Raw genomic sequence first — 11,919 nt, 5'->3', positions numbered from 1 at the left:
CCACGGCGGCGATCGAGTATCTGCGCCGCCAGGGTGTGAAGGACGTCCGCCTGCTGGTGCTCATCGCGGCGCCCGAGGGCATCAAGGCCGTTCTGGACGCGGATCCCGATGTGCGCGTTTACACCTGCTCGGTGGATGAGAAGCTCAACGAGGACGCCTATATCGTTCCGGGCTTGGGAGATGCCGGCGATAGAATCTTCGGTACGAAATAATTCATAGATCGTGCATCTTTTTTATCGGGCGCGTGTGCCGTTAGTCGGCGTACGCGCCCCGTTTGTTGCGTAACCAACACTGTTGGCGAAAACCCCGCAATGAGGTCGATTAGTTCGTTGAAATCCGAAAAATAGTGCCTACAATAAAGTCTCAAGTGTTCGCGCGATTCCGCATTCCAGCGCTCTTCGGGGCGAGCGGGGTCGATAGGGGGATGGGCGGTTCGCTGGGATGATCATTGGCTCCCACATACCGTTTGCCCTCCTGGGAATCGCGATAGGCCTGGCCGCATTCGCCGTGCTCATGGCTGCGCTCTACCCGGTGCTTCGGGGAACGAGCGCGCCGAGCCTGCCCAAGGGGATCTTGAGCGTGCTCGTGTCGTTCGCCATGTTGTCGGCGGGGGTCGCCGCGGTCTACCTCATGCGGGAAGACGAGCTCATCGTATTCCTTGCGGGGGAGCTCTTAAGCCTGTTTGCTTGCTGGACGGCTCTGGCCGTCTATACCATTAGGTGCGGTAGGCGTTCATAGCTGCGAGCCCGTGCGCGACCGCGTGCGGGTGAACAAAAGGAAGGTGAAACCTTGGAAGCGTTCGATAAGCTGCCAGCCGAGATCAATCATCTCGTTTCGAGCTTCAGCTCGATCCCCGTGGTCGGCGACCTCATGCACGGCGTGACCCAGTACACGTTTTGGCTCATCATCTCATCGATCGTGCTCCTTGTCTTGATGTTTGCCTTCGCGCGAAAGGTCTCGGTCGTTCCCCATGGCAGGTTCGCCAACGCCATGGAGTTCGTTTTGGAGTATCTTGAGAACGACGTGGGCGTCGGCATCCTCGGTAAAGAGTCCTGGCGTCGGCACCTGCCGTTTCTGGGCACGTTGTTCATGTTTATCGTCGTCAACAACATCATCGGTATCATCCCCGGCATGAAGCCTGGCACCGGCACTATCTCGACTACCGCTGCCCTCGCCGTCGTCGTGTTCATCTACTTCGTCATCGTGGGCATGAAGAATCACGGCGTGTGGGGTTACATCAAGAGTCTCGCGCCCAAGGGCGTCATGTTCCCGCTGAACATCCTGGTCTGGCTCATCGAGCTCATCTCTACGCTGCTTCGCCCCATCACGCTGGCCGTCCGACTGTTCTGCAACATGTTCGCCGGCCATATCGTGCTCGGCTCCTTCGCGCTCATGGTCTCGCTCTTTGCCGAGCCCTTGATCACGGAGCTTTCGGCTGCCAACGTCTTCGGCGCGTTGCCGTCTGTCGTTTTTGCGGGCATCTTGTTTGTTATCTACGCGATCGAGATCTTCGTTGCCTTCGTTCAGGCGTATGTTTTCACCGTCCTCACCGCTGTCTACATCCAGGGAGCAGAGGCAGAGGGCCATTAATTGGATACCAGGCGCATGGACGGGCGGCGCTCGGCGGCGCCCTTCGCCTGCGCTTGATATAGGTATCGTGTTCAAAGTGCGTCGATAGGCGGCGCATGAACTCAAGGAGGAATTGTGGGAGTTATCGGTTACGGTCTCGGTGTTATTGGCGCTGGCCTCGCTATCGGTCTTGCGGCATATGGCGTTGCGAGCGCCATGGCTCGTCAGCCTGAAGTGCAGGACCGCGTCTTCACCGTCTTCATCATGGGCGCTGCTTTCGCTGAGGCTCTGGCCCTGATCGGCTTCGTCGTTGCACTGGTAGTCAAATAGTCGGGTGTTCTCAGTAGGACGCCGGACTTCGGATCCCGAGGGGGAGTCATGAAAAACGTTACACGCGCAGGTATCACGCTTGGGGCCGCCGCCTCGGTGCTGAGCGCGCCCGCCCTGGCGTTCGCCGAGGGTACGGAGTCGGGCGGTGCGGATATCCTTATCCCGAAGATGGCCGAGTTCGTGCCCGCGCTCGTTATCTTCCTCATCATCTGGTTCTTGCTGGCAAAGTTCGTGTGGCCCAAGGTCATCTCGGTACTCGACGCCCGTGAGCACAAGATCGAGGACAGCATCGAGGAGGCCGACGCCACCAAGGCCGAGGCAGCCGAGATCCGCGACCAGGCAGACGCCATCGTGGCCGAGGCACGCCGCAAGGCTTCCGAGATCGTGCTTGATGCTCGTTCCGACGCCGAGAAGGAGCGCTCGCGCATCGTCGCCGCGGCTCATTCCGAGGCCGAGGACATCATCGCCAAGGCGCATGACCGCGCAGACGATGAAATGAAGCGCGCTTATGCAAGCGCGACGGACACCATCGCAAAGATGTCCGTTGCCGTTGCCGGCAAGATCGTTGGCGAGACCCTTGCCAACGACGAGGCCAAGCAGCGCGAGCTTATCAAGAAGTACCTCATGGAAGTGGGCACCCTCAATGGCCGATAAGCAGATCAGCGAGCGCTTCGAGAAGCGCAAGCTGGAAACCTACGCGCGCACGCTGCTCGAGGCAGCAAAGACCGAGGACCGCGTTTACGAGAACCTTGCTCCGCTGAAGGCCGAGGCCGAGGCGAGCCCCGAGGTACTCTCCGTGCTGTCCCAGATGGCCGCCCATGGCGACCTTGATAAGCTGAGCGATGTGCTCGATCTGTACAGCGAGATGGCCGATGGCGACCAGCAGACGATGGGCGTCACCGTGACCACTGCCGTACCGCTCGACAACGAGCTGCGCGCGCTCATCACCCAAAAGTGTGAGCTCGACCTGGGCTGCAACGTGTTCCTCATCGAACGCGTCGACCCGTCGATCATCGGTGGCCTTATTTTGTCCGCCAACGGTCGGCGCCGTGACGCATCCGTGCGTCATCAGCTCGAGCAGGCCCGCAAGGTCATGACTCATGCAGTAAAGAATTCGGAGGTATAGCCACATGTCCGAGGCAATTAGTGCCGAGAACATCGAGCAGATCCTGCAGCAACGCCTGTATGATCTGACGGCTACCGTCGATACCCAAGAAGTATCCTACGTAGCCGAGGTGGGCGATGGTATCGCCCACGTTTTCGGTCTCAAGAGCGCGATGGCTGGTGAGTTGCTGGAGTTCACCAGTTCCATCACGGGTGAGACCGTGTACGGCTTGGCTCAGAACCTCGACCGCGAAGAAGTGGGCGCGGTTCTGTTTGGCAACGTTGACTCCATCAAGGAGGGCGACGCGTGCCGTACCACCGGTCGTGTTATGGACATTCCTGTTGGCCGCGGCATGCTTGGCCGCGTCGTCAACCCGCTCGGTCAGCCTATCGATGGCAAGGGCACCCTGGGTGAGACCCATCGTCGCCCCATCGAGTTCAAGGCCCCGGGCGTTATCGATCGCACCCCGGTGTGCGAGCCGGTTCAGACCGGCCTGCTCGCCGTCGACGCGATGATCCCCGTTGGCCGCGGCCAGCGCGAGCTCATCATCGGCGACCGCAAGACCGGTAAGACCGCTATCGCCATCGATGCGATCTTGAATCAGCGCGGCAAGGACATGATCTGCGTCTACGTGGCCATCGGCCAGAAGGCGTCGACCGTTGCCAACATCCGCGAGACCTTGGCGCAGCATAATGCGCTGGAGTACACGGTCATCGTGAGCGCTACCGCTGCGGACTCTGCGCCGTTGCAGTACATCGCCCCTATGGCCGGCGCCGCTATCGGCGAGTACTTCATGTACAACGGCCGAGACGGTCGTCCTGCGAGCCGCACCAATCCGGGCGGCCACGTGCTGGTTGTCTACGACGACCTGTCCAAGCAGGCTGTCGCGTATCGCCAGATGTCGCTTACGCTTCGTCGCCCGCCGGGACGCGAGGCATACCCTGGCGACATCTTCTACCTGCACTCGCGCCTGCTCGAGCGCGCCTGCAAGCTCTCCGAGGAGAACGGCGGCGGTTCCCTGACCGCCCTGCCGATCATCGAGACGCAGGACGGCGACGTTTCCGCGTACATCCCCACCAACGTGATCTCGATTACGGATGGTCAGATCTACCTGCAGGGTGAGCTGTTCCACCAGGGCCAGCGCCCCGCTGTCGACGTCGGCATCTCCGTGAGCCGCGTCGGTGGCTCTGCGCAGACCAAGGCTATGAAGCAGGTTGCCGGCAACCTCCGTTTGGACCTTGCTGCGTACCGCGAGCTCGCCGGCTTCACCCAGTTTGGCTCCGACCTCGATGCCGCCACGCAGCGCCAGCTCACGCATGGTGCTCGCATGACCGAGCTGCTCAAGCAGCCGCGCTTCAAGCCCATGTCCGTGAACACCCAGGTCGCCGTGCTCTTCGCCGGCAACAAGGGCTATCTCGACGACTTGTCGCTCGACGAGGTGCTCCCGTTCCGCAACGGGCTCATCCAGTATCTGGAGGGCGCGTACGGTAAGGTACTCGACGAGATCGGCGATCGCAAGATCGACGACGATACGGCCGAGAAGCTCGAGCAGGCTATTGCAGATTACAAGGCAGAATTCATGGCCGCCCGCGGCGCCGAGTCCGGGGTAGCCGGTTCCATGGAGAATGAGGGGAACTAAGCCAGATGGCCAACCTCCGTGAAATAAAGAAGCGCATCGGCTCGGTGTCCACCACCGAGCAGATTACGCGCACTATGGAGATGGTCGCGACGGCGAAGATCAAGCGTGCTCTTGATCGCGAGAAGAGCTCCGAGGCCTTCCGTGACGCCATTACCGACGTCATGCTAACGGTCGCCACCGATACGGCGTCCGAGACGGTCTCGCCTCTTCTTGCGAATCCCGAGACGTACGAATGCGCCCTCATCGTGGCCATTAGCTCCGATCGCGGCCTGGCCGGCGGTTTCAACGTGCAGATCGACCGCGCGGTCGACCAGCGCATCGACCACTTCCGCCGCCATGGCGCCAAGCGCATCGAGCTCATTACGTGCGGCCGCAAGGTGACGGAGTATTTCTCCAAATACCCCGATGTGGTGATGAGGGTTGTCGGAGAGTCCGATGACCCCAGCATCGAGCGCGCTCGCGCGATCTCGAGCTACATCGAAGACGGCTTCTCGAGTGGGAAGTTCGGTCGCGTCGACGTGATCTATCACCACGCGAAGAACCGTGTCGAGCAGGTGCTGCGCGAAGAGCGCATTCTGCCGCTCGACCCCGTGGTGCTCAAGACCGCCCGCGGACCGCGCAACAACGAGAACGAGGCCCCTACGGGTCTTACCTCGCCGTTTACCTATGCACCTTCCGCCGAGTACGTGCTTGGAAAGCTGATTCCCACCTACGTTCTCACGGTGATCCAGCAGGCCCTTATCGACTCTGCTGCCGCCGAGCAGGGCGCGCGCCGCAAGGCCATGCACTCGGCAACCGAGAACGCTACGGCGATCATCAGCGATCTGAAGCGCACGTACAACCGCGTACGCCAGGCATCCATTACGACTGAGCTCAACGAGATCATCGGTGGTGCCGCAGCATTGGAGGATTTCTAATGGCAGATACCATGTCCGTCGACGCTCCGGCGACCGCGGGTGTTGGACGTATCGTCCGCATCATCGGCGCTGTCGTCGACGTTAAATTCAAGGACGGCGTGCCGAACATCTACAACGCGCTGACCATCGATGCCGATACCCCGGTGGGTCGCGTAAAGACGATCCTCGAGGTTGAGAGCCAGCTGCCGGGCGACGTCGTTCGCACGGTTGCCATGACGTCCACCGACGGTCTCCAGCGCGGCTTGGAGGTCGTTGATACCGGCGCACCTATGAAGATGCCCGTGGGTAAGCAGACCCTCGGTCGCATCTGGAACGTCATGGGCGAGCCCGTGGACGGCAAGGAGATGCCCGAGGTCGAGGATTACTACCCGATCCACCATCCCGCGCCCAGCTTCGACCAGCTCACCACCAAGACCGAGATCTTCGAGACCGGCATCAAGGCGGTCGACCTGCTCGAGCCTTACATCCGTGGTGGCAAGACCGGCCTGTTCGGCGGCGCCGGCGTTGGCAAGACCGTTCTGATTCAGGAGCTCATCAACAACCTGGCTCAGGAGCATGGCGGCACGTCTGTGTTCACCGGCGTCGGCGAGCGTACTCGCGAGGGTACCGACCTGTTCCTCGAGATGAGCGAGTCCGGCGTTATCAACAAGACCTGCCTGGTCTACGGTCAGATGAACGAGCCTCCCGGAGCGCGTCTGCGCGTCGGCCTTGCCGGCCTGACCGAGGCGGAGTACTTCCGCGATCGCGGCCAGGACGTCCTGCTCTTCATCGACAACATCTTCCGCTTCTCGCAGGCGGGTTCCGAGGTGTCGGCTCTTCTGGGTCGTATGCCCTCTGCAGTTGGCTACCAGCCCACGCTCGCAACCGAGATGGGCGACCTGCAGGAGCGAATTACGTCCACCAAGACGGGCTCCATCACGTCCGTCCAGGCTGTGTACGTTCCCGCCGACGACCTGACGGACCCGGCGCCGGCAACCACGTTCACCCACCTGGATGCGACCACCGTTCTTTCGCGTTCCATCGCCGAGCTCGGCCTGTATCCCGCTATCGATCCGCTGGCTTCCTCTTCCGACGCGCTCGATCCGAGCGTTGTGGGCGAGGAGCACTACCGCGTGGCCGTTCGCGTGCAGGAGATGCTGCAGGAGTACTCCGACCTTCAGGACATCATCGCGATTCTGGGTATGGACGAGCTCTCCGACGAGCAGCGCCTGGTGGTCAACCGTGCCCGCAAGCTGCAGCAGTTCCTGTCGCAGTCCTTCCACGTTGCCGAGCAGTTCACCGGCAACCCCGGCGTCTACATCCGCGTTGCCGATACCGTCCGCTCCTTTGCGGCCATTGTTGACGGCGAGTGCGACGACCTGCCCGAGCAGGCCTTCCGCTATGCTGGAACGATCGACGACGTTCGCGAGCGCGCGGCGAAGATGGGGGCGTAAGCTATGGCTATGCGCGTCCGCATCGTATGCCCCGAGACCAGCGCGTTCGATGGCGAAGCGGTGTACCTGACCATTCCGTCTTCCGACGGCATGCTCGGCGTCGCTCCGCGACACGCCAGCGAGATCTGCACCATCGAGCCCGGCTACATCCGCATCTGCTTTGAAGCGATCGGCTCGGTTAGCAAGACGTTCGCGGTCGACGGCGGCTATGCCCAGATCACGGGAGACGAGGTGGTTGTGCTGGCAGATCGCGCCGCTGATCTGGCGACGGTCGACCACGAAAAGGTTCAAGCTAAGATTCAAGGTTTTGAAGAGTCATTGTTGAATCTGTCTAAGGACGATGCGCACCGCTCGTATCTTTATAATGAAATCGCATGGTGTAAGCTTTTGCTTGCCAATTAGACGTCAGGCGCGCATGCGCCGAGCAGCCTATTTGCGATGAGCATCATGCCCGGGGGCGCTCGCGTCCCCGGGCATGTTTTTGAAAGGGTAAGCGTTTGGATATCATTCGCGTAGAGGGCGGTCATACGCTCGAGGGCTCCGTGCACGTTTCGGGGGCAAAGAATTCTGCGCTTAAGCTTATGGCTGCCACGCTGCTGGCGCCGGGCAAGACTACGCTCACGAACGTGCCGAACATCTCGGACGTTCATGTGATGGGCAAGGTCCTCAAGCGCATGGGCGCAACCATCGAGGTCGCCGACGAGCATACCTTGGTTATCGACACCTCTCAGGTGGATTCTTGGGAGGCTCCCTACGAGCTGGTTGCCAAGATGCGTGCTTCTACCGCGGTCATGGGCCCGTTGCTGGGCCGTTTCGGTAAGGCGAAGATCGCGATGCCGGGCGGCTGCAACCTCGGTGCGCGCAAGATCGATATGCATATCTTGGGCCTCGAAGCCTTGGGCGTGTCGTTCGATACCGACCATGGATATATCTACGCCGATGCCGCCGAGGGCCTGGTGGGCTCGTCGGTCACGCTCGAGTTTGCGAGCGTCGGCGCCACCGAGAACCTCATTATGGCCGCGGTGCGCGCAAAGGGCGAGACCGTGATCGACAACGCGGCTCGCGAGCCCGAGATCGTCGACTTGGCTACGATGCTCAACAAGATGGGCGCTCGCATCACGGGCGCCGGCACGCCCGTCGTCACCATCCAGGGTGTGGACGAGCTGCATCCGGTCGAGCACCGCGTGGTGGGCGACCGTATCGAGGCCGGCACGTTCTTGGTTGCCGGCGCCCTCATGGCGGGCGAGGCCGGTGTCGAGGTCACGGGTTTCAACCCCATGCACCTGGGCATGGTTCTGCGCAAGATGGAGCAGATGGGCATCAAGACGGAGCGCATCGAGGACGGCCTTCGCGTCCACCGCGTTGAGCGCATCGAGCCGGTCGACATTCAGACGCTCCCGTTCCCCGGCTTCCCCACGGATATGCAGGCACAGGTCATGGTGCTGTCGGCGTTGGCTGACGGCGGCTCCATCATTACCGAGAACATCTTCGAGAACCGTTTCATGTTCGCGTCCGAGCTATCGCGCATGGGCGCCCACATCCGTATCGAGGACCATCATGCCATCATTCGCGGTGTCGAAGGCTTCTCGGGCGCCCAGGTCGTCTCCCCCGATCTGCGCGGCGGCGCGGCTCTCGTGCTTGCCGGCCTGACCGCAGAAGGCGTCACCGAGGTCTCGGCCATCCATCATATCTACCGCGGGTACGAGCGCTTCGTCGAAAAGCTCACCTCGCTGGGTGCTGTGGTCGAAGCCGCATCCGTTCCCGATCCATCCGATGATTAGTGCAGGATACGTATATGGGTAGCAAGAAACCGATTCAGCAGGGCAGGCGTCCGTCCACAGGCGCGAGCAGCCGCATCTATAGCCGAGAGAACGTGAGCCGCTATTCCGAGCGCGCCCGTCAGCGCAGGCGCGGGCGCATGATCCGCCGCGTGGTGCTGTGCACCTTCCTCGGCGTGCTCATCGCGGGCGCGAGCGCGGCCGGGCTGTGGGTATCCAATATCGCCGGCAAGCTGCGCGGCGCCTCGATTACCGACAACCTCCTGGCAACGCTGGTCGACAGCAACGTGACGAGGGAGCCCTTCTACATGTTGCTGCTGGGCACCGACGGCCGTCCGGGCGAGGACAGCTTCCGCTCAGACACCATCGTGCTTTCGCGCATCGACCCTAAGGGCAAGCAGGTTACGCTCATCTCCATTCCGCGCGACACCATGGTCACGCTCAGCAACGGCGAGACGGCTAAGATCAACGCGGCACACGCGCTGGGCGGTCCGGAAGAGGTCGTCAAGACCGTCAACAAGCTCTGCGACGTCGAGATCTCGCACTATGCCGAGGTGAGCTTCGAGGGTATGGAACAGCTGGTAGATGCCCTGGGCGGCGTCGAGTGCAACGTGCCGGATAAGATCGACGACCCCAAGGCGGGCCCTATGGTTATCGAGCCTGGCGTGCAGACGCTTGATGGCGCCTCCGCCCTGGCCTTCTGCCGCTCGCGCGCGTTCGCCGATGGCGATTACACCCGTATGCGCCACCAGCGCATCTTCATCTCCGCACTCGCTAAGACGCTGCTTGAGAAGACGGACGCCACCAATATCGTTCCGCTGGTCGAGTCGCTGTCCGACATGATCGATACCGACATGAGCATCCAGGATATCGCCGCGCTTGCCAATGCGATGCGCGGTATGAACACCGACGAGATCTGGTCGGCCAACATCCCGTCCTGGGCGGGCGCCGACACGTATGTCGGCGGGGTGAGCTACGTCTTCGTTGACGAGGCGGAGCTCGCGCAGATGATGGAGCGCGTCGAAGCCGGCGAGGACCCGCGTGGTCCGCAGACCATGGGCTCTACGGGCGAGTCGTCCGCCACCACGGGCGATCTGTCCAACAACAGCGCCTCCGATTGGTCCAACGGCACCGCCACCGTGTCCAACTCCAGTACCGAGACCGAGGGCGAGGTTATCGAGGAGTAGCCAGCGCGATCGCTTGTGATACATGCAACGGCCCCGAAGCACGCTGTGTGCTTCGGGGCCGTTTTCATGTGCGCGCCCTATGGGGTGCACGCGGAGATGCCGTGAATCGCGCTCTCTGCCTAGGCGAAACGAGCTACGAGCTCCTGCAGGACGTCGACCATCTTCTCGAGCGACGCCACCGGAATAAACTCGTTCACGCCGTGGCAGCAGTAGGCGCCCGTGGACAGGTTGGGGCAGGGCAGTCCGCGGAAGGAGAGCTGTGCACCGTCGGTACCGCCGCGGATGGGAATGACGTGGGGCTCGACGCCCGCAGCGCTGAAGGACTCCTTGGCAAGATCGATGAGCTCGGGGTACTCGGCCACAACTTCCGCCATGTTGCGATATTGCTGCTTGATCTCGACGTGCACGCGCTCGCATCCCTGTTCGGCATTCACGAACTCGGCAGCCTTGAGCAGCAGGTCGATTTTATCCTGGAACTTCCTGCCGTCGTGGTCGCGGATGATGTAGCGCGCCGTAGCATGCTCGACTGTCGCCGAGACGCCCTCGAGGTAGTAGAAGCCCTCATATCCCTCGGTGTACTCGGGTCGCTGTACGGCGGGCAGCAGGCCGTGGAAACGATGGAACAGCTCGCCGGCGTTGACCATGCGGTTCTTAGAGTCACCCGGATGAATCGAAAAGCCCTGGAAGGAGACGACGGCCTCGGCCGCGTTGAAGCATTCCCATTCGAGTTCGCCGATGGGGCCGCCGTCGACCGTGTAGGCGTACGTGCAGCCGTATGAATCGAGGTCGAGCAGCTCGGCGCCGTGGCCGATCTCCTCGTCGGGGCAGAAGCAGATGCCCAGCGGCGGATGGGGCAGCTCGGGGTTCTGCGCGAGACGGGCTACGAGCGCCATGATCTCGGCGATGCCCGCCTTGTCGTCGGCGCCCAGCAGCGTGGTGCCGTCGGTGCACACGATGTCCTCGTTTTCGAGATCGCGGAGGGCGGGAACCTTTTCGGGGCCGATGGCGACGGGGGTGCCATCCACTACGCCGCAGACGAGGTCGCCGCCGGTGTAGGAGACCACATGCGGCTTCACGCCGAAGCCGGGTGCCTGCTCGGTTGTGTCGAGGTGAGAGATCAAGCCGAGGCGCGGTTTGCCTTCGGCGCCGGTGGATGCCGGGATGTGGGCGGTCACGTATGCATGCTCGGTGACCGTCACGTTCTGAGCGCCCAGGGCGCGCAGCTCGTCGGCGAGCATGTTGGCAAGGTCGAATTGGATGGCGGTCGAGGGCACCTGGTCGCAGTGCTCGTCGGCCGACTGCGTGTCGACCTGCACGTAGCGCAGGAAGCGCTCGAGAACATCGCTTGTGCTCATGATTCCTCCTTGAGATATAAGATGGCGTCTCCTTACTATAGCGTGCGCGGCGCCTGCGTCGACGCATATGCGCGATGTCGCGGGGATGGGGTAGAATCACAGACAGGCTAGAAAGAGGGGATGCCACTATGGAAACGATCGGTGCGTCGCGGGCGCGGCGTCTTACCGTTGCAAACGAGGACTACCTCGAGTGCATCGTGCGACTCGAGGGCGAGGCGGGCGAGCATGCCGGGCTCGGCGTGCGCTCCGTCGACATCGCTACCCAGCTCGAGGTGTCGAAGGCCTCGGTCAACAAGGCGGTGGCAGCGCTCAAGAGCCAGGGGCTCGTCGACCAGTCGCATTACGGCAAGGTTATGCTCACCGACGAGGGCCGCAAGATCGGCGAGGCCGTGTGGTACCGGCATCGTCTCCTGCGCACGTTTCTCATCCAGGAGTTGGGCGTTTCATTCGAGCGCGCGGATGAGGAGGCGTGCATGATGGAGCACGCGCTCTCCGAGGACACCATGGATCGCTGGCTTCGCTACCTCGAGGCGCAGGGCATCTCCATGGGCAGGGATTAGCGTGGACGAGAGGTTCGAACGCTACGATCGCGAGGCGGCCGAGAAG

14 protein-coding genes are annotated in these 11,919 nt (G+C 62.2%); 13 read left to right on the top strand and 1 reads right to left on the bottom strand.

The window, feature by feature from the left end; translation table 11 throughout:
* The 12 genes from I2E26_RS04070 to I2E26_RS04015 all read left to right on the top strand — a co-directional run.
* Positions 1-212, top strand: a 212-nt coding sequence (locus tag I2E26_RS04070) for a uracil phosphoribosyltransferase (protein ID WP_304515624.1), incomplete at its 5' end; no start/stop codon positions are given.
* 229 nt (positions 213-441) lie between these two features.
* Positions 442-738, top strand: coding sequence for a hypothetical protein (locus I2E26_RS04065; RefSeq protein WP_195419699.1), 297 nt, complete (start codon positions 442-444; stop codon positions 736-738).
* Positions 739-789: 51 nt separating this feature from the next.
* Entirely contained in the window at positions 790-1,590 is an 801-nt protein-coding gene (gene atpB, locus I2E26_RS04060; protein ID WP_147587830.1) for a F0F1 ATP synthase subunit A, read from the top strand.
* A gap of 114 nt (positions 1,591-1,704) precedes the next feature.
* Positions 1,705-1,899 carry an ATP synthase F0 subunit C gene (locus I2E26_RS04055; protein ID WP_117679766.1) on the top strand — a complete coding sequence of 65 codons (195 nt, stop codon included), beginning with the start codon at positions 1,705-1,707 and terminating at the stop codon, positions 1,897-1,899.
* Positions 1,900-1,947: 48 nt separating this feature from the next.
* Positions 1,948-2,553, top strand: a complete 606-nt coding sequence (gene atpF / locus I2E26_RS04050) for a F0F1 ATP synthase subunit B (protein ID WP_147587829.1) — start codon at positions 1,948-1,950, stop codon at positions 2,551-2,553.
* On the top strand, positions 2,543-3,025 hold the full coding sequence (locus I2E26_RS04045; RefSeq protein ID WP_147587828.1) for a FoF1 ATP synthase subunit delta: 483 nt from the start codon (positions 2,543-2,545) through the stop codon (positions 3,023-3,025). The genes atpF and I2E26_RS04045 overlap by 11 nt, the downstream gene beginning before the upstream one ends.
* A gap of 4 nt (positions 3,026-3,029) precedes the next feature.
* Positions 3,030-4,643: a F0F1 ATP synthase subunit alpha gene (gene atpA, locus I2E26_RS04040; protein ID WP_147587827.1), complete on the top strand. Its 1,614-nt coding sequence runs from the start codon at positions 3,030-3,032 to the stop codon at positions 4,641-4,643.
* 5 nt (positions 4,644-4,648) lie between these two features.
* A complete protein-coding gene (atpG, locus tag I2E26_RS04035) occupies positions 4,649-5,560 on the top strand; it encodes an ATP synthase F1 subunit gamma (protein WP_195419698.1) in 912 nt (303 codons plus the stop codon).
* Positions 5,560-6,993, top strand: a complete 1,434-nt coding sequence (gene atpD, locus I2E26_RS04030) for a F0F1 ATP synthase subunit beta (RefSeq protein WP_147587825.1) — start codon at positions 5,560-5,562, stop codon at positions 6,991-6,993. Before atpG ends, atpD begins: the two co-directional genes overlap by 1 nt.
* A gap of 3 nt (positions 6,994-6,996) precedes the next feature.
* Positions 6,997-7,395: an ATP synthase F1 subunit epsilon gene (atpC, locus tag I2E26_RS04025; RefSeq protein WP_370511754.1), complete on the top strand. Its 399-nt coding sequence runs from the start codon at positions 6,997-6,999 to the stop codon at positions 7,393-7,395.
* A gap of 95 nt (positions 7,396-7,490) precedes the next feature.
* The gene (gene murA, locus I2E26_RS04020; RefSeq protein ID WP_195419697.1) at positions 7,491-8,774 is read left to right on the top strand and encodes a UDP-N-acetylglucosamine 1-carboxyvinyltransferase; all 1,284 of its coding nucleotides are present in this window, start codon (positions 7,491-7,493) and stop codon (positions 8,772-8,774) included.
* A 14-nt stretch (positions 8,775-8,788) separates the two neighbouring features.
* Entirely contained in the window at positions 8,789-9,958 is a 1,170-nt protein-coding gene (locus I2E26_RS04015) for an LCP family protein (protein WP_195419696.1), read from the top strand.
* 119 nt (positions 9,959-10,077) lie between these two features.
* On the opposite strand, the gene pepT is transcribed toward I2E26_RS04015, so the two are convergent.
* Positions 10,078-11,313, bottom strand: coding sequence for a peptidase T (gene pepT, locus I2E26_RS04010; protein ID WP_195419695.1), 1,236 nt, complete (start codon positions 11,311-11,313; stop codon positions 10,078-10,080).
* A gap of 128 nt (positions 11,314-11,441) precedes the next feature.
* On the opposite strand from pepT, the gene I2E26_RS04005 reads away from it, so the two are divergent.
* Positions 11,442-11,873 carry a metal-dependent transcriptional regulator gene (locus I2E26_RS04005; RefSeq protein WP_147587821.1) on the top strand — a complete coding sequence of 144 codons (432 nt, stop codon included), beginning with the start codon at positions 11,442-11,444 and terminating at the stop codon, positions 11,871-11,873.
* Positions 11,874-11,919: the final 46 nt, after the last annotated feature.

Origin of the sequence: Collinsella sp. D33t1_170424_A12 (assembly GCF_015554865.1) — a bacterium.
Lineage (GTDB): Bacteria > Actinomycetota > Coriobacteriia > Coriobacteriales > Coriobacteriaceae > Collinsella.
Note: the sequence above shows the minus strand (reverse complement) of the source record. Positions and strands in the feature narration are given on the sequence as shown.

Bases quoted from the DNA above. Each gene is read 5' to 3' on its own strand.
- atpA (WP_147587827.1), top strand. From the start codon at position 3,030: ATGTCCGAGGCAATTAGTGCCGAGAACATCGAGCAGATCCTGCAGCAA.
- atpC (WP_370511754.1), top strand. From the start codon at position 6,997: ATGGCTATGCGCGTCCGCATCGTATGCCCCGAGACCAGCGCGTTCGAT.
- I2E26_RS04015 (WP_195419696.1), top strand. From the start codon at position 8,789: ATGGGTAGCAAGAAACCGATTCAGCAGGGCAGGCGTCCGTCCACAGGC.
- atpF (WP_147587829.1), top strand. From the start codon at position 1,948: ATGAAAAACGTTACACGCGCAGGTATCACGCTTGGGGCCGCCGCCTCG.
- I2E26_RS04065 (WP_195419699.1), top strand. From the start codon at position 442: ATGATCATTGGCTCCCACATACCGTTTGCCCTCCTGGGAATCGCGATA.
- I2E26_RS04005 (WP_147587821.1), top strand. From the start codon at position 11,442: ATGGAAACGATCGGTGCGTCGCGGGCGCGGCGTCTTACCGTTGCAAAC.
- atpD (WP_147587825.1), top strand. From the start codon at position 5,560: ATGGCAGATACCATGTCCGTCGACGCTCCGGCGACCGCGGGTGTTGGA.
- pepT (WP_195419695.1), bottom strand. From the start codon at position 11,313: ATGAGCACAAGCGATGTTCTCGAGCGCTTCCTGCGCTACGTGCAGGTC.
- atpG (WP_195419698.1), top strand. From the start codon at position 4,649: ATGGCCAACCTCCGTGAAATAAAGAAGCGCATCGGCTCGGTGTCCACC.
- I2E26_RS04045 (WP_147587828.1), top strand. From the start codon at position 2,543: ATGGCCGATAAGCAGATCAGCGAGCGCTTCGAGAAGCGCAAGCTGGAA.